Origin of the sequence: Serratia sp. BW106 (assembly GCF_002607755.1) — a bacterium.
Lineage (GTDB): Bacteria > Pseudomonadota > Gammaproteobacteria > Enterobacterales > Enterobacteriaceae > Serratia > Serratia proteamaculans.
Genome location: NZ_MCGS01000024.1, coordinates 24966 through 40550 on the forward strand (window position 1 = coordinate 24966; position 15585 = coordinate 40550).

The following is a 15585-nucleotide window of genomic DNA, read 5'->3' on the forward strand; positions in this document are numbered from 1 at the left end:
CTTGATGAGTATGGTTACTGACGCTTCCAGCAGCAAAATTCAGGTACGCGATCTGAACTTCTACTATGGCAAATTCCATGCGCTGAAAAACATCACGCTGGATATCGCCAAGAACAAGGTCACCGCGTTTATAGGTCCATCCGGCTGCGGCAAATCAACCCTGCTGCGCACCTTCAACAAGATGTATCAGCTATACCCCGAGCAGCGTGCCGAAGGCGGCATCCTGCTGGATGGGCAGAACATTCTGACCGACAACTCGGATATCGCCCTGCTGCGTGCCAAGGTTGGCATGGTGTTCCAGAAGCCGACACCGTTCCCGATGTCGATATACGACAACATCGCTTTCGGTGTGCGTCTGTTTGAAAAGCTGTCGCGTGCCGACATGGATGAGCGCGTGCAGTGGGCTCTGACCAAGGCAGCGCTGTGGAACGAAACCAAGGACAAGCTGCACCAGAGCGGTTACAGCCTGTCCGGCGGCCAGCAGCAGCGCCTGTGTATCGCCCGCGGCATTGCCATTCGTCCGGACGTATTATTGTTGGATGAACCCTGCTCGGCGCTGGATCCGATTTCCACCGGTAAAATTGAAGAGCTGATCAGCGAGCTGAAGTCTGACTACACCGTGGTGATCGTAACTCACAACATGCAGCAGGCGGCGCGTTGCTCGGACTCCACGGCATTTATGTATCTGGGCGAACTGATCGAGTTCAGTGATACTGATACCCTGTTCACCGCGCCACAGAAAAAACAGACCGAAGACTACATCACTGGCCGTTATGGTTGATAGGATGCATCATGGATAACCTGAATTTAAATAAACACATTTCCGGCCAGTTCAACGCAGAACTTGAGCACATCCGCACCCAGGTGTTGACCATGGGCGGGCTGGTGGAACAGCAACTGACCGACGCCATTACCGCGATGCATAACCAGGACGGTGAGTTGGCCAAGCGGGTGATCGAAGGCGATGCCAAGGTCAATATGATGGAAGTGGCGATCGACGAAGCCTGCGTGCGGATCATCGCCAAACGCCAGCCGACCGCCAGTGACCTGCGCCTGGTGATGGCGATCATCAAAACCATCTCCGAACTGGAACGTATCGGCGACGTGGCAGATAAGATTTGCCGTACCGCGCTGGAGAAGTTCTCGCATCAGCACCAGCCACTGTTGGTGAGCCTGGAGTCGCTGGGCCGCCATACCGTGCAGATGCTGCATGACGTGCTGGACGCTTTCGCGCGTATGGATCTGGATGAAGCGATCCGAATTTACCGCGAAGACAGAAAGGTCGACCAGGAATATGAAGGCATTGTGCGTCAGCTGATGACTTACATGATGGAAGACACGCGCACCATTCCCAGCGTGCTGACTGCGTTGTTCTGCGCCCGTTCGATCGAGCGTATCGGAGATCGTTGCCAGAACATTTGCGAATTTATCTTCTACTTCGTCAAAGGTCAGGACTTCCGTCATATTGGCGGCGATGCGCTGGAAAAGCTGTTGTCGTCCGACGGTAAAGACGAGAAAAAAGAGTAATTCTCCCCACGAGTTACCCTCCAAAGGCGCAGAAAACTGCGCCTTTATGCTGTTTAAAACCCCTAAAGATAAAAAGGTTATAAATATAGCTTTTTATATTATTTCCTGACCTAAGCGGGTCTTGCTAGCGTAGCAGCCAGCAGGACATCAACCCCTTAGGAGCAACTCATGAAACATCGCGTTTTGGCCTTAACTTTGTTAGCCAGCCTGACCAGCCTCGCCACCGGTGCCGCGCATGCGGACAAACTCGACGACATCAAGAAAGCCGGCGTAGTGCGTATCGCGGTGTTCGACAGTAATCCTCCGTTCGGTTATATCGATCCGCAAAGCAAAAAGTTGGTGGGTTATGACGTTGATGTGGCCGATGCGATCGGCAAAGCGCTGGGTGTGAAGGTGGAGCTGCGAGCCACCAATCCTGCCAACCGTATTCCTTTGTTGGTGTCGAAAAAGGTCGATTTGATCGCCGCCAACTTCACCATTACTGACGAGCGCGCCAAGGAAGTGAACTTCAGCGTGCCGTACTTCGCCACCGGCCAGAAATTTATCGCCCATAAAGGCGTGCTGAAAACCCCGGAAGATATCAAAAAACTGCGCATTGGCGCGGACAAGGGCACGGTGCAGGAAATTACCCTGCGTGAACATTATCCGACGGCCAAAGTGATCTCTTACGACGACACACCGCTGGCGTTCGTGGCGCTGCGTAACGGCAACGTTCAGGCGATCACCCAGGATGATGCCAAACTGGTGGGCCTGCTAGGCAACCTGCCGGCGGCGCAGAAGGCTGATTTCGAGATCTCGCCGTTCAGCATTACCAAAGAGTACCAGGGGGTCGGTATTCCCAAAGGCGAAGATCGCCTGACCGCCAGCGTGAATGACACGCTGATTAAACTGGAAAAAGACGGCGAAGCGGTGAAGATCTACGATCGCTGGTTTGGCCCGGAAACCAAAACCGCGCAGCCACGCGGCAATTTCACCATCGCACCCCTGGATCAACAGCCGAAAGCCTGATCCGCGAGGGCTGTGAGGTGTGAACGGAGGGGCGCAGCTTGCTGCGCCCCTGGCGCATTCTGCAATACAAGGATTTAGCATGCATCTGCAACAACTCTCAGACTGGCTGCTGGCGCCGCAGTATCTGAGCTGGCTATGGCAGGGTTTCCTGCTGACGCTGTGGCTTTCCGCCTGCGCGAGCCTGGCCGCCACGCTGTTGGGGTTTTTACTGACGGCAATGCGTGACAGCCGCCTGTGGGGACTGCGCTGGCTGGCGGTGGGGTACAGTTCGTTGTTTCGTAATACGCCATTGCTGGTGCAGCTGTTCTTCTGGTATTTCGCTGCCGGGCAGATCCTGCCTTCTGCCGCCATGCAGTGGCTGAACACTTCACATCAAATCGGCCCGCTAGAGTGGCCGTCGTTCGAGTTTCTCGCCGGCTTCTTTGGCCTGACGTTGTACTCCAGTGCATTTATCGCCGAAGAGATCCGCTCTGGTATCCGTGGCGTCGCCGGCGGGCAAAAATATGCGGCCAACGCGCTGGGATTAACCGGCTGGCAGGCCATGCGTTATGTGGTGCTGCCGCAGGCGCTGAAAATCGCCATGCCACCGCTGCTGGGTCAGTATATGAACGTGATAAAAAACTCCTCGCTGACCATGGCGATCGGCGTTGCCGAACTGTCCTATGCTTCGCGTCAGGTAGAAACCGAGACGCTGCGCACCTTCCAGGCGTTTGGTGTGGCGACGTTGCTGTACATTGCCATTATTGCGTTGCTGGAAGGCTGGGGCATGTGGCGACAGCAGCGTAAACCGCTGAGAGGGCATTAAGATGGATTTCAGCGTCATTTACGACAACCTGGGCTATCTGTTGTGGGGCACCTGGCCGGACGGACCGCTGGGGGGCGCCGCGCTGACGTTGGCGATCAGCCTGATGGCCGGTGTGGCTTCGGCCATTCTCGGCACGCTGTTAGGCGTGGCACTGGCGATGTCGAGCGGCGTCGCTGCCGGATTACTGGCCATGCTGCTGGGCTTCTTCCGCGCCATCCCGGTGATCATGCTGATTTTCTGGACCTATTTTCTGCTGCCGATGGTTTTTGGCGTGGATATTCCGGAAATTACTACCGTAGTTTGCGCATTGGCGTTGATCGCCTCGGCCTATCTGGCTCATGCGGTGAAGGCGGGAATTGCCGCCATCGGCCCGGGCCAGTGGCAAGCGGGTTTATCACTGGGGTTAACCCGCTGGCAGACGCTGCGGATGATCGTATTGCCCCAGGCGCTGCGCATGATGGTGCCTTCGTTTATCAACCAGTGGATTTCGTTGATCAAGGACACTTCGCTGGCCTATATCGTCGGTGTCGGTGAGCTGACCTTTCTGGCAACCCAGGTCAACAACCGCAGCATGGTGTACCCGATGGAGGTGTTCCTGTTTATCGCCCTGGTGTACTTCGTTTTTTGTCTGGCGCTGGATCTGCTGGCCAATGCGGTCAATCGCCGCTTTAGCCCGCAGACCCGGGCGTTGAAACGCTCATGGCGCTGGTGGCGTAACAAACCGCCGTTGCCGGCTAGTTAGTCAACTGCCAGCCACGTTCACGCCACAACGCAGGTAATTGCGCCAGGCTGTCGAATGCGGTGACCAGGGGATGGTCGATCGGTTTATTGTGCGGATCGGCACAGAAGTAAAATACCGGGATACCCGCAGCGATCCCGGCCTGCGCCCCGGCGGCGGAGTCGTCCACCAGGATGCAACGCTCCACCGGTACCTGCATTTTTTCGGCGGCGTGAAACACGATAGCCGGATCCGGTTTCCAGCGCTGGATGTCATAGCCGCTGAACAACCGGTCATCAAAATAGTGCAGCATGTCGGTCAGGCCGAGCGAGTGCTGCATTTTGCTGACCGGGCCGTTAGACACGGTACACATAGGGACTGACACCTGTGCCAGCAGTTCACGCGCACCGGTAATCTGCTGCAATTCGCTGTCGAACAGACGGGCCACTTCCTGGCGGTATAACGGCTCCAGTTCTTCCTTCGGCAAGGCGACTCCGTGCTCCGCATTAACCTGTTCGATAATCTCGTACAGCTTCACCCCCTTGTACTTTCTGAACACCTCGTCCAGCGAAAGGTGAATGCCATAGTGGGCAAACATGTGCACGTAGGCTTTGCTGCACAGCACTTCGCTGTCCACCAGCGTGCCGTCGCAATCAAACAAAATACAGTCAATCTGCTTCATCAGGGGCCGTGTCCTTAGGTTATGCGGTGATAATGCCACTTTAACCGCATCAGGCAGGATTGCGACCCCAGAATCACGGTTTACCGATCAATCTCAGTAAATACAATCTGTTGGGGGTTTTAGCCGTAAAGACGGCGAAAAAAAGCTGTGAGCGGCGTCAAAACCCTGACTTTTTGTTATAGGATAGCCAGCGACTCTCCATTCCCTTCTTCGGAATTCTGATAATGAGCAAACAAGTCACTGGCCTTGACGTTGAGCAAGGCTTGCTTGGGCGTGTGTTTAAACTCAAGCAACATGGCACTACGGCGCGTACGGAAACGATTGCCGGTATTACTACCTTTTTGACCATGGTGTATATCGTGTTCGTTAACCCGCAAATTTTGGGCGCGGCGGGTATGGATACGCAGGCGGTGTTTGTAACCACCTGTCTGATTGCCGCTTTTGGCAGTATTTTGATGGGCCTGCTGGCGAACCTGCCGGTGGCACTGGCGCCGGCAATGGGCCTCAATGCGTTCTTCGCCTTTGTGGTGGTGGGCGCGATGGGGATTTCATGGCAGATCGGCATGGGGGCCATCTTCTGGGGCGCGGTCGGTTTATTGCTGTTGACCATTTTCCGCGTCCGCTACTGGATGATTGCCAATATCCCCATGAGTTTGCGGGTGGGGATCACCAGCGGTATCGGCCTGTTTATCGGCATGATGGGGCTGAAAAATGCCGGCATTGTGGTGGCTAACCCGGATACGCTGGTGACCATCGGTAGCCTGACCTCGCACAATGTGCTGCTGGGCGCGCTGGGCTTCTTTATCATTGCCGTGCTGTCCTCCCGTAACTTCCATGCGGCGGTGCTGGTTTCCATCGTGGTGACCACCCTGATCGGCTGGGCATTGGGCGATGTGAAATACGGCGGCGTGTTCTCGATGCCACCCAACATTACCTCGGTAGTGGGCCAGGTTGATCTGGCGGGGGCGTTGAACATTGGCCTGGCGGGGGTGATTTTCTCCTTTATGCTGGTGAACCTGTTCGACTCCTCCGGCACCCTGATTGGCGTGACCGACAAGGCCGGTCTGACCGATGCAACGGGCAAGTTCCCACGCATGAAGCAGGCGTTGTACGTGGACAGCATCAGTTCGGTGGCCGGCTCCTTTGTCGGTACCTCCTCCGTGACGGCCTACATTGAAAGCTCTGCCGGGGTTTCCGTCGGCGGCCGTACCGGTCTGACCGCGGTGGTGACCGGGATCCTGTTCCTGCTGGTGATTTTCCTGTCGCCGCTGGCGGGCATGGTGCCGGCTTACGCCGCTGCCGGTGCGTTGATCTACGTGGGCGTGCTGATGACATCCAGCCTGGCGCGGGTTAAGTGGGATGACCTGACCGAAGCGGTACCGGCGTTTGTGACTGCGGTGATGATGCCGTTCAGCTTCTCGATTACCGAAGGTATCGCACTCGGCTTTATTTCTTACTGCGTCATGAAGTTGGGTACCGGCCGCTGGCGTGAAATCAGCCCATGCGTGGTGGTTGTCGCGCTACTGTTTGTGCTGAAGATTGTTTTTGTAGACGGTCATTAATGCGAACAGGGCCGACAAACGTCGGCCCTGGGTTTGCTTTTAGCCTGAGATACTCGGGCCTAGCGCACCGAGGGGCCATTATGGGACACATCCGTGTGTCCCACCCTCCGGGCCGACTGAAAGTCGTTCCAATTTGCTCCCGGCAAATTGGTCGGCAGCTGAAGCTGCTACGACCCCTTCGGTACGCTCTCCCTAATAATCAACTTTCTCATAGCCTGCAAGTCAATGCGCGTAGTCACATCAGGCGCCCGGTGTTGCGTCGGGTACCTGATGCAACATCCACTGCAAAGGCCGTTTGAAACGCGCCTGCCAGCCGCCATCGGGGTTCTCACCCTGGGCAAAATGCAAAGCCTCTACCTGATTATTCTCACTGAACAGATTGGCGAAGTGCATTGCCAACGCCTGATCGCTGAAATTTTGCCGATCGTAGTACGCCACCACCAGCCGCTTATGGGCTGCCAGCGACTGCTGTGCCTGTTTGATCTCGCCATTAGGGGCGATCAGCATCGCTCCGGCATAAAGTTGCGGGTACTTGGCCAGCAGATTGGCAGCATGCAGTGCTCCCTGCCCGCGAGCGGTAAGGTAGACCTGTTGAGGGTTGAGCTTTAATTCTTTGGTTAACGGCTGCAAAGCCCGCTGAATTGCGCTCTGAGTGCTTTCATCACTGTAATTTGACCAACGGAAACAGTTTTCTGACAGCATCTGGGTGCCGTTGATCTCAACATAGGTGACGCCGATCTCACTGAAAAACAGGCGCTCTTCAGGCGTGATACCGGCGCTTTTGCCATAGGCGTGCAGATACACCACCGTTGGCCAGCCTCCGGGTGGGGGGGGACCGTCCGGTATGGCGTAGCTGGCTTTGCCTTCGAACCAATGCGCATGTTGCAGATAGCGCGCTTTGGTTATCGCCAGAATCGACTGATAGGTGCTGCTGTGTTGGATGTTGTTGAAGGCGTCGTCCTCCAACAGATTGTAGTAATACCACAACCCGCGATCGGCGCTCAGTTGCAGATAACGCTCTGCCAATTCGGTCTGGCCCTTTTCTGCTGAGGAGGCCGCCAACTGGTAAGGTGCCCATACATTACGGCCATCTTCACGCATCAGCGTCAGATACAACGACATGGCGGCGATCTTTTTATCTTCCTGGCTCTGTGCGGTGCGGGGTAACTGGGTGCTAAGCGGGCTATGTACCGGCAGCTCGATCGGCTCTTCTCCGGCGGGATAATGCATTTCTGTGGCTAGTAGTGGTCTGGTGATGAAAGCCAGTAATATGGCTAAAATAAAGAAATACATAATTTAATGACTTTATTTTTAATGGGTTGGTGATTTTTTTCTCATGATAATGACGCCATCAGTCAATTTTTGCTGAAGGCGTCAAAAAAGACATTTATTTCAGACGACGGATGTAATCGCTGAAGGCGGACAGCTGCCCCGTCAGGAAGTCCAGCGTACCCTGGTCATTCAATTCTTCCGTCTGCGCGTCCACTTTGTTCTGGATCACGCCACCCATAAATTCTGGTTTGTTCATCACCATTGCGTCGAGGAACACCAGGATCTGGCGCAGGTGATACTGGCAGCGTGCGCCACCAATTGGCCCCATTGAGCTGGTCTGAATAGCCACTGGCTTACCGGCCAAGGGTTGATTTGGCAGACGGGAAAGCCAGTCGATGGCGTTCTTCAATCCGCCCGGCACCGAATAGTTATATTCCGGGGTTACGATGATCACGCCGTCAGCCTGGCGGATTTGTTCGGCAATGGCTTCCACCGCGGCGGGGAAACCTTCTCCCTGCTGCATATCGGCATCGTACAGCGGGATATCACGGATAGAGGGGAGTGCTTCGATGGTAACACCTTGTGGGGCAAGGCCGGGTAAGGCACGGGCGACCATCGCGTTGTAAGAGCCTTTACGTAAACTGCCGAGCAGGGTGACGATTTTTAATGCTTGGTCTGACATGGTGATTCTCCCTTTCGAATGAACAGATTCAGCTTAGAACACCCGAAGATAGTAGGGCAAGAAGGGCAGTGAGAATAGATGATTGCTGAATATTTAGCTGACTTTGCAGTTTTATGCAGAAATTTATCCGTTAAAGAAAGTTTTATCTTACGGATCCGTCATTAATCGCCGATGTCAGCGGTGGAGCGCCAGACTGGTTAATTTCACAAAGCGGGTGGAGATGGCTGGGGTTCGCGGGGAGATTTCGCCGTGCTTCTGCAGGCCTTTGTCCGCTTCGTATTGCCAACAGATTAAGCGCTCAAGGCTGGGTTCACGCGCACAAGCCCAACTCAGGTATTCATCGGCATCGCTCATCACATGGACCTGCGGGGTGATACTGGAGCGCAGATGGCCGGAAAAAGGATGCAGCAGCAGCGTCGACTGCCCGCTGTTACCCAGGCCGGAAAGTTTCAGCACGCTCTGGCGGATACTCCACAGCTGGGTTTCTGCCTCCAGTCGATCGTATTGCGCACTGATCCAGGCGCTTTCGGCCGGCGTTTGGTATTGGTGCTGCCGCTCTTTATGTTGCCCGCCGCGGGCGCGCATGACTTCAATATCCAGCCCTACCTTGCCTTCCTGGCTGAGCAAGACCCCCACCGTATCGCTGGCATAGGCCAGGCTGAAATCGGGCAGGTGATTGTCGACGAAACAGGGGCGGCCGGTTGGGGTGGTGGCGATAGAGGGTAATACCGGCAGCCCATAAAGATAGAACATCATCTCTGCGAGCAGGATGCGCCCCTGCAGGAAGCGCTGGCGGCGTTTAACGGAAAAAGAAGCGGTCGCAGCAACCACGTCTGCGGAGAGTCTCCGGGTATCCAGTGCGGTGGATGTGGGGATCCATCGGGCAAAATGACACGCCATTATTCACTCCATGACAGAGGGGCAGCAGAAAACGCAGGGGGGTTAGATTAAGCATAAGTCGCGGATTTATCATTAAAAAACAGTATGCGTTTTATCCTATTTATCTTCCTGTTCAATATTATTGTCCGGTGCCGCGTCACTCCACCATTGGATCATTGATGCGTTAGGCGTCAAATCAAAATGGGGTTTACCGAGGAGATGATTGAGAATGCGGGCAGAGCGCCAGGCCATCAGGCTGAGCCCACCCTCGGCGCTGCCGTGACTATGTATACCGGCATTCACCGCATAAATACGATTCTGTTCAGGTCCTTGCCACTCAAGGTTAAAATCCGGCAGCAGCGGCAAATGCTGCTGATCGTCAAAGGGAATGCGCGGCAACAGGGGTTTTAGACAGGATGGGAGCGAAGGGCGGTAACCTGTCGCTAAAATAACGATGTCGGCATGAAATCCTTCCTGGCGATTTTCCAAACCGTGGCGGGTACGCAGCTGGTAGCCCTTATCCGTCGGTTCGATTGCCAGCAGCGTGCGGTGCGGCAAAAGACGGACATTGCGTGGCTGATGCATGACATCGAAACGCATGTATAACTCTCGGTACAGCGTGCGCAGCGTATGATTGCTGATACCGTCGGCAGGCAGTTTCTGTGTCCTGATTTCGCGTTCGCGAATATCCTGCGGCAGCGTATAAAAATAATCGACGTATTCCGGGGTGAAATACTCATTGGTGAAAGCGGACTCGTCCAGCGGTTGGAAGTTCGGGCGGCGGGAAATCCAATCCAGTTGCGCCGGTTCTCCCCAGTGACCGCGCAGCGCGTTCAGGAAAATATCTGCACCGCTTTGACCCCCCCCAATTACGGCCACCCGTTTACCCGTCAGATCTGGATTGCGAATGGCTATTTCGGCGGCATGCAGACAATTCTCTCCCAGCGCCGGGTAAAACTCCGCCGGTAACCAGGGGTCATGGCCGGTACCCAGGCAAATATTCTTCGCCCACAGGGTCTGGTTGAGGGTGCGTACCTCGAACAACTGCTGGTCATCGTCAAAATCAATACTTTCAACCGACTGCGAAAACTGTAGCCCATCTAATCTATCGCAGGCCCAACTCAGGTAGTCCGAGAACTCTTCACGGCTGATAATTTGCTGTTCGGTGATCAAAAAACGATAAATTTTTTTCTGCTCGACCAGGTAATTGATAAAGGAGAATTGGCTGCGGGGTGTCACCGCTGTGACCAGATCCTGCAGCACATAGGTCTGCATATAGGCAGAAGGCAATAGCATGCCGGGATGCCAACGGAAGCTGGCGTTTCGATCGAGGAAGGTATAATTGAGGGCACCACTTTCATAGGCCAGGGCGGCCAGGCTGAGGTTGAAAGGGCCAAGGCCGATACCCAGTAAATCCAGTGGTTCATTCATTTTTTCTTATCTCTCCCGACAGAAATCGCTGAGATAAGCTTAGGCGATTTTTGGCAAGCCAGGGGAGATAGCGGACCCTGTTCAGGGGGATGGCGGTAAAAACTAATGTGCTTGTTAGCGTTTTATTCCAGAACGAAAGTGTCTCCCGTCGCCGGCGATATCATCTCCGGCAGCCACAGCCGTCCCCATGTGCCGGTACAATGACATCCCATGATCTTATCCGGTTTTTGCTGACTCAGAAAATGCCTGACCTGCCATAACAGGCGCGGTGAGGCGCAGCGCAGGTGGAAACCGCCGATCAACGCATGGATCTTATTGATCCCGGTGATCTTTTGGCAATGACGCACGATGTTAATGATCCCACGATGCCCACAGCCGGTAATAATAACCAGCCCACGATCGGACTTATAAATCAGCACACCCTCGTCGCTAACGTAATCCACCGCCTCCGTTTTGCCACTGATTACGCCATAGGCCTTTGGCTCGGCAACCGCGATTTCTCCGGACCAGATAAAACGTTCGCTGATATGCAGTGGTTCACTGCTGTACTCCATTTGATGCCGTGAGTAATCGATATCCAGCGATAATTTTTTGATTTTCCGGGTTTTACCCAGCAGTTTCACTGCCGAATAGCGTTCATTGGCGATGTGCGGATGGCAGATGATACGGCTGTTATCGGCTAGCCAGGGGACGCCACCGCAGTGGTCATAATGGCCATGTGACAGCAGCGTCGCGGTTAGCCCGGACAGGTCGACGCCCATCAGCTCTGCGTTATGCAGGAAACTGTCATCAGGGCCGGTATCGAACAAAACCGAGTCCGTTTCATCCTGAATCAACAGGCTTAGGCCGGCTTTCACCCGCAGCGATGGGTCCACGCCTGCGGCACGCCGATTTTCCAGTAACACCCTGAGGGTTAATGCCATGCTGCTCTTTCCTGAGAAGGGATCTTTTGTCACTCAGTATATCGCGCTGGCCCTGAAGGGTGCTGTGACCGGCCGCTCAGGCATCAATCACCGAGAGCAGGTAAAAAATTTACCCGCTCTGGCGGAGAAAACCGGCTATCGGTGGTATTTGATGGCTTACTTGCCGATGCAGAAGCTGGAGAAGATGCGTCCCAGCAGGTCATCGGAGGTGAATTCGCCGGTGATTTCACTCAGCGCTTGCTGGGCCAGGCGTAATTCCTCGGCCAACAGCTCCCCCGCGTAAGCGCTCACTAACTGTTCTTTGCCCTCGACCAGATGCTGGGCCGCTTGTTCCAGCGCTTGCAGGTGGCGACGGCGGGCCAGGAAGCCGCCCTCCATATTACTGGTGAAGCCCATGCTCTGCTTCAGGTGGTCGCGCAGCAGATCGATGCCCTCACCGGTACGCGCCGACAGGCGAATAAGTGAGTGACCATTTACTTCGGTCATACCCAGCGTTTCACCAGTGATGTCGGCTTTATTACGTACCACGGTGATCGGCAGGCGGTGCGGCAGACGCGTCATAAACTCTGGCCAAATCTCAGCCGGTTCGGTGGCCGCGGTGGTGGTGCCATCGACCATAAACAGCACGCGATCCGCCTGTTCGATCTCGTTCCATGCACGTTCGATACCAATGCGCTCAACTTCGTCGATAGCTTCACGCAGGCCGGCGGTGTCGATGATGTGCAATGGCATGCCGTCGATGTGAATATGTTCGCGCAAAACGTCGCGGGTGGTACCGGCGATATCGGTAACGATGGCTGCCTCTCGGCCAGCTAACGCGTTCAGCAGGCTGGATTTACCGGCGTTTGGCCGCCCGGCGATCACCACCTTCATTCCTTCACGCAACAGGCTGCCCTGGCGTGCTTCTGCGCGTACGTTGTCCAGATCGGCCATGACGCCATTGAGCTGCGCTTCGATTTTACCGTCAGACAGGAAGTCGATTTCTTCATCGGGGAAGTCGATGGCCGCTTCCACGTAGATCCGCAGGTGAGTAAGTGCTTCCACAAGCTGGTGGATGCGGGTGGAAAAAGCCCCCTGCAGCGAGTTCATGGCTGAGCGGGCTGCCTGCTCGGAACTGGCGTCGATCAGGTCGGCAATCGCCTCGGCCTGTGCAAGGTCCAGCTTGTCATTGAGGAATGCACGTTCGGAAAACTCGCCGGGCCGCGCGATACGCATGCCGGGAAGCGCCAGTACGCGTTTGAGCAGCAGATCGAGGATCACCGGGCCGCCGTGGCCTTGCAGTTCCAGCACGTCTTCGCCGGTAAACGAATTGGGCCCCGGGAACCACAGCGCAATGCCCTGATCGAGGGTCGCACCCTCGGCATCACGGAATGGCAGATAATCGGCGTAACGCGGCTTCGGTAGCTTACCGAGCAGGGCCTGGGCCACGTCTTTGGCGCCACGGCCGGAAATACGCAGAATGCCGACGCCGCCGCGTCCCGGCGGAGTGGCTTGGGCTACGATGGTATCGGTGGTGCTCATAGTGACTCTCTCTGACAATTCAATATGCAAAAAGGCGGTCTTAATGACCGCCTCTTATCTATCGCTGCAAGGGTTCAGCGCGCCGAACCCCTACAATACGCTTAGGTCTTTTTCTTGTCGCGGCTGTGTAAGCCACGTTTTTCCAGGCCGCGATAAATCAACTGCTGCTGGATGATGGTCACCAGGTTACTGACGATGTAGTACAGCACCAGACCGGACGGGAACCACAGGAAGAACACTGTGAAGATCACCGGCATAAAGGTCATGATTTTCTGCTGCATCGGGTCAGTCACGGTGGTCGGCGACATCTTCTGGATGAAGAACATCGTCACGCCCATCAGGATTGGCAAGATGTAGTACGGGTCTTGCGCCGACAGGTCATGGATCCACAGGGCGAACGGCGCATGGCGCAGCTCAACCGAGCCCATCAACATGTAGTACAGCGCCAGGAAGATTGGCATCTGGATAACCAGCGGCAGACAACCCCCCAACGGATTCACTTTCTCAGACTTGTACAGCGCCATCATCTCTTGGCTCATGCGCTGTTTGTCATCACCGATACGCTCACGCATCGCCTGCAGTTTAGGCTGCAGCATGCGCATTTTCGCCATCGAGGTGTACTGCGCTTTGGTCAGCGGGTACATGATGCCACGCACGATGAAGGTGATGATGATAATTGAGAAGCCCCAGTTACCGATAAAGCCGTGGATGAACTTCAGCAGTTTGAACAGCGGCTGGGAGATGAACCACAACCAACCGTAATCCACGGTCAGGTCCAGATGCGGCGCCAGTTGGGCCATCTGATCCTGCAGCTCCGGGCCAACCCACAGGGTCGCGTTCAGTTGTTGCTGCGCACCAGGCTGCACTACTACCGGAGTAGATTTGAAGCCGATGGTGGACAGGTTGTCGCCAGGCTTGGCGGTATAGAAGGTATTGCTACCCTGAGTTGCCGGTACCCAGGCGGTGGCGAAGTATTGTTGCAGCATCGCAACCCAACCGCCCTGCGTGGTCACACTCAGGTTCTCGTCCTTATCGAACGCATACTTCTGATATTTGTCATCGCTGGAAGAGTACGCCGCGCCACGGAAGGTGTGCAGGGCGAAGTTGTTGCTGCCGGTGTCACGGTGCTTAGGCAGCTCGGTGGTCTGCTTCAGTTGGCCGAACAGGGTCAGTTCCAGCGGAGTGGTGCTTTTGTTGTCGACGTTGTAGTCAACGCCAACCGCGTAATGGTTACGCTTGAGCACGAAAGTCTTGGTGTAGATGGCACCGTCTTTACCGGTAAAGGTCAGCGGAATGCGCAGCTCTTCCTGGCCTTCCGGCAGGGTGTAGCTGTCCTGCGCCGCCTGGAACAGAGGACGTTCGCCGTTTGCCGGGTTATCCGGACCGTTTCTGCCGGTCAGGCCGCTTTGCGCCTGATAAACAAATGACGGTGTGGTTTCCAGCAATTGGAATGGCGTCGATGAACCCAGAGTGTCCGGGTAGGCCAACAGTTTAGCCTGCTCGATATCACCACCACGGGTGTTGATGGTCAGCGACAGCACGTCAGTGTTAACGGTAATCAGTTTACCCTGGCCACTGGCTGGAACTGCTGAGCTTGCGGCATCACCGGTAGCAGTGTTCGAAGTCTGTTGCGTGGTCTGCGCGACTGGTTGCGGAGCATTGTCCGTTTGCCAGGCTTGCCAGATCATGAAAGACACGAACAGCAGAGCGATGAGGAGAAGATTGCGTTGCGAATCCATCGTTAGTGTTCTCTGTTATCGTCGGGTTTCGGCGGCACGGGATCATCGCCACCTGGGTTCAAGGGGTGGCATTTTAATACGCGTTTCAATGCTAACCAACTGCCTTTTATCATGCCAAACCTGCTTAATGCCTCAATTGCGTAATGAGAGCATGTCGGCTGGAAGCGACAACGAGGCCCAAGCAGCGGACTGATGACGAGCTGGTAAGCCCGCACCAGCCCGATCAGGATGCGGGAGCCTGGCGACAGTGGCGACGCCATAATTTTTCCAAAGCTTCCGTCAGCGCGCGGTTATCCAAATCCGCTATCCCTTTTTTGGCCACCACGACAAAATCCATCGCCGGTAACTCGTGCTGAAGTAAACGGAAGCTTTCGCGGGTTAGGCGTTTGATCCGGTTGCGTTCATGCGCGCGTTTGACGTGTTTTTTGGCGACGGTAAGACCGATGCGGGGATGCCCCAGCTGGTTCAGGCGGCCGAGGATGGTGATTTGCGGCGTGCCAGCCCGTTGTGGCTGCTGGAAGACGAAAGTGAAGTGAGTGGGAGTTAACAAACGTAACTCCCTGGGAAAAGCGAGCTTAACCACTCAGCGGGTTAGCTTTTATTACTTAGAAACAGTCAGACGAGAACGGCCTTTCGCACGACGGCGGGCCAGAACTTGACGACCATTCTTGGTTGCCATACGAGCACGGAAACCGTGGCTACGGTTACGCTTCAATACGGACGGTTGGAAAGTGCGTTTCATGGCGATTTCTACCTAAACTTAAAATAATTACTGATCAGTAAACGCGTTTGGCTATTCGGCGTGAAGACGACCGACGCCTCAATCGCAATATATA

At 55.3% G+C, this 15585-nt stretch carries 17 protein-coding genes; 6 read left to right on the forward strand and 11 right to left on the reverse strand.

The window, feature by feature from the left end:
- Positions 1-10 precede the first annotated feature (10 nt).
- The 5 genes from pstB (at position 11) to BEI65_RS17475 (ending at position 4082) form a co-directional block, all read left to right on the forward strand.
- Positions 11-781 (forward strand): phosphate ABC transporter ATP-binding protein PstB, encoded by a 771-nt coding sequence (gene pstB / locus BEI65_RS17455; protein WP_369804765.1) that lies wholly within the window; start codon positions 11-13, stop codon positions 779-781.
- An 11-nt stretch (positions 782-792) separates the two neighbouring features.
- A complete protein-coding gene (phoU, locus tag BEI65_RS17460) occupies positions 793-1527 on the forward strand; it encodes a phosphate signaling complex protein PhoU (RefSeq protein WP_085120124.1) in 735 nt (244 codons plus the stop codon).
- 168 nt (positions 1528-1695) lie between these two features.
- A complete protein-coding gene (locus tag BEI65_RS17465; protein ID WP_099064419.1) occupies positions 1696-2535 on the forward strand; it encodes an ABC transporter substrate-binding protein in 840 nt (279 codons plus the stop codon).
- A gap of 79 nt (positions 2536-2614) precedes the next feature.
- Entirely contained in the window at positions 2615-3340 is a 726-nt protein-coding gene (locus BEI65_RS17470; RefSeq protein WP_099064420.1) for an amino acid ABC transporter permease, read from the forward strand.
- A gap of 1 nt (position 3341) precedes the next feature.
- The gene (locus tag BEI65_RS17475; RefSeq protein ID WP_099064421.1) at positions 3342-4082 is read left to right on the forward strand and encodes an amino acid ABC transporter permease; all 741 of its coding nucleotides are present in this window, start codon (positions 3342-3344) and stop codon (positions 4080-4082) included.
- Here the strand turns inward: BEI65_RS17475 and yieH are convergent.
- Positions 4075-4740, reverse strand: coding sequence for a 6-phosphogluconate phosphatase (gene yieH / locus BEI65_RS17480; protein WP_099064422.1), 666 nt, complete (start codon positions 4738-4740; stop codon positions 4075-4077). The two genes, BEI65_RS17475 and yieH, sit on opposite strands and share 8 nt — an antisense overlap.
- A gap of 224 nt (positions 4741-4964) precedes the next feature.
- Here yieH and BEI65_RS17485 point away from each other — a divergent pair, with 224 nt between their 5' ends.
- The gene (locus BEI65_RS17485) at positions 4965-6302 is read left to right on the forward strand and encodes an NCS2 family permease (RefSeq protein WP_099064423.1); all 1338 of its coding nucleotides are present in this window, start codon (positions 4965-4967) and stop codon (positions 6300-6302) included.
- Positions 6303-6542: 240 nt separating this feature from the next.
- Here the strand turns inward: BEI65_RS17485 and BEI65_RS17490 are convergent, their stop codons facing one another.
- From BEI65_RS17490 to rpmH, 10 genes are all read right to left on the reverse strand, one after another.
- Complete coding sequence (locus BEI65_RS17490) at positions 6543-7595, reverse strand: hypothetical protein (RefSeq protein WP_099064424.1); 1053 nt, start codon at positions 7593-7595, stop codon at positions 6543-6545.
- A 94-nt stretch (positions 7596-7689) separates the two neighbouring features.
- Complete coding sequence (locus BEI65_RS17495) at positions 7690-8256, reverse strand: NADPH-dependent FMN reductase (RefSeq protein ID WP_099064425.1); 567 nt, start codon at positions 8254-8256, stop codon at positions 7690-7692.
- 174 nt (positions 8257-8430) lie between these two features.
- Positions 8431-9156 (reverse strand): 4'-phosphopantetheinyl transferase superfamily protein, encoded by a 726-nt coding sequence (locus BEI65_RS17500; protein WP_099064426.1) that lies wholly within the window; start codon positions 9154-9156, stop codon positions 8431-8433.
- 96 nt (positions 9157-9252) lie between these two features.
- A complete protein-coding gene (locus BEI65_RS17505; RefSeq protein WP_099064427.1) occupies positions 9253-10566 on the reverse strand; it encodes a lysine N(6)-hydroxylase/L-ornithine N(5)-oxygenase family protein in 1314 nt (437 codons plus the stop codon).
- 122 nt (positions 10567-10688) lie between these two features.
- On the reverse strand, positions 10689-11489 hold the full coding sequence (locus BEI65_RS17510; RefSeq protein ID WP_099064428.1) for an MBL fold metallo-hydrolase: 801 nt from the start codon (positions 11487-11489) through the stop codon (positions 10689-10691).
- A 156-nt stretch (positions 11490-11645) separates the two neighbouring features.
- The gene (gene mnmE, locus BEI65_RS17515) at positions 11646-13010 is read right to left on the reverse strand and encodes a tRNA uridine-5-carboxymethylaminomethyl(34) synthesis GTPase MnmE (RefSeq protein ID WP_099064429.1); all 1365 of its coding nucleotides are present in this window, start codon (positions 13008-13010) and stop codon (positions 11646-11648) included.
- Positions 13011-13111: 101 nt separating this feature from the next.
- Complete coding sequence (yidC, locus tag BEI65_RS17520; RefSeq protein WP_085120151.1) at positions 13112-14749, reverse strand: membrane protein insertase YidC; 1638 nt, start codon at positions 14747-14749, stop codon at positions 13112-13114.
- Positions 14750-14751: 2 nt separating this feature from the next.
- On the reverse strand, positions 14752-15009 hold the full coding sequence (gene yidD / locus BEI65_RS17525; RefSeq protein WP_012004505.1) for a membrane protein insertion efficiency factor YidD: 258 nt from the start codon (positions 15007-15009) through the stop codon (positions 14752-14754).
- A complete protein-coding gene (rnpA, locus tag BEI65_RS17530) occupies positions 14973-15332 on the reverse strand; it encodes a ribonuclease P protein component (protein ID WP_025123954.1) in 360 nt (119 codons plus the stop codon). The genes yidD and rnpA overlap by 37 nt, the downstream gene beginning before the upstream one ends.
- 18 nt (positions 15333-15350) lie before the next feature.
- Positions 15351-15491 carry a 50S ribosomal protein L34 gene (rpmH, locus tag BEI65_RS17535; protein WP_003849659.1) on the reverse strand — a complete coding sequence of 47 codons (141 nt, stop codon included), beginning with the start codon at positions 15489-15491 and terminating at the stop codon, positions 15351-15353.
- Positions 15492-15585: the final 94 nt, after the last annotated feature.

Bases quoted from the DNA above. Each gene is read 5' to 3' on its own strand.
- pstB (WP_369804765.1), top strand. From the start codon at position 11: ATGGTTACTGACGCTTCCAGCAGCAAAATTCAGGTACGCGATCTGAAC.
- phoU (WP_085120124.1), top strand. From the start codon at position 793: ATGGATAACCTGAATTTAAATAAACACATTTCCGGCCAGTTCAACGCA.
- BEI65_RS17465 (WP_099064419.1), top strand. From the start codon at position 1,696: ATGAAACATCGCGTTTTGGCCTTAACTTTGTTAGCCAGCCTGACCAGC.
- BEI65_RS17470 (WP_099064420.1), top strand. From the start codon at position 2,615: ATGCATCTGCAACAACTCTCAGACTGGCTGCTGGCGCCGCAGTATCTG.
- BEI65_RS17475 (WP_099064421.1), top strand. From the start codon at position 3,342: ATGGATTTCAGCGTCATTTACGACAACCTGGGCTATCTGTTGTGGGGC.
- yieH (WP_099064422.1), bottom strand. From the start codon at position 4,740: ATGAAGCAGATTGACTGTATTTTGTTTGATTGCGACGGCACGCTGGTG.
- BEI65_RS17485 (WP_099064423.1), top strand. From the start codon at position 4,965: ATGAGCAAACAAGTCACTGGCCTTGACGTTGAGCAAGGCTTGCTTGGG.
- BEI65_RS17490 (WP_099064424.1), bottom strand. From the start codon at position 7,595: ATGTATTTCTTTATTTTAGCCATATTACTGGCTTTCATCACCAGACCA.
- BEI65_RS17495 (WP_099064425.1), bottom strand. From the start codon at position 8,256: ATGTCAGACCAAGCATTAAAAATCGTCACCCTGCTCGGCAGTTTACGT.
- BEI65_RS17500 (WP_099064426.1), bottom strand. From the start codon at position 9,156: ATGGCGTGTCATTTTGCCCGATGGATCCCCACATCCACCGCACTGGAT.
- BEI65_RS17505 (WP_099064427.1), bottom strand. From the start codon at position 10,566: ATGAATGAACCACTGGATTTACTGGGTATCGGCCTTGGCCCTTTCAAC.
- BEI65_RS17510 (WP_099064428.1), bottom strand. From the start codon at position 11,489: ATGGCATTAACCCTCAGGGTGTTACTGGAAAATCGGCGTGCCGCAGGC.
- mnmE (WP_099064429.1), bottom strand. From the start codon at position 13,010: ATGAGCACCACCGATACCATCGTAGCCCAAGCCACTCCGCCGGGACGC.
- yidC (WP_085120151.1), bottom strand. From the start codon at position 14,749: ATGGATTCGCAACGCAATCTTCTCCTCATCGCTCTGCTGTTCGTGTCT.
- yidD (WP_012004505.1), bottom strand. From the start codon at position 15,009: ATGGCGTCGCCACTGTCGCCAGGCTCCCGCATCCTGATCGGGCTGGTG.
- rpmH (WP_003849659.1), bottom strand. From the start codon at position 15,491: ATGAAACGCACTTTCCAACCGTCCGTATTGAAGCGTAACCGTAGCCAC.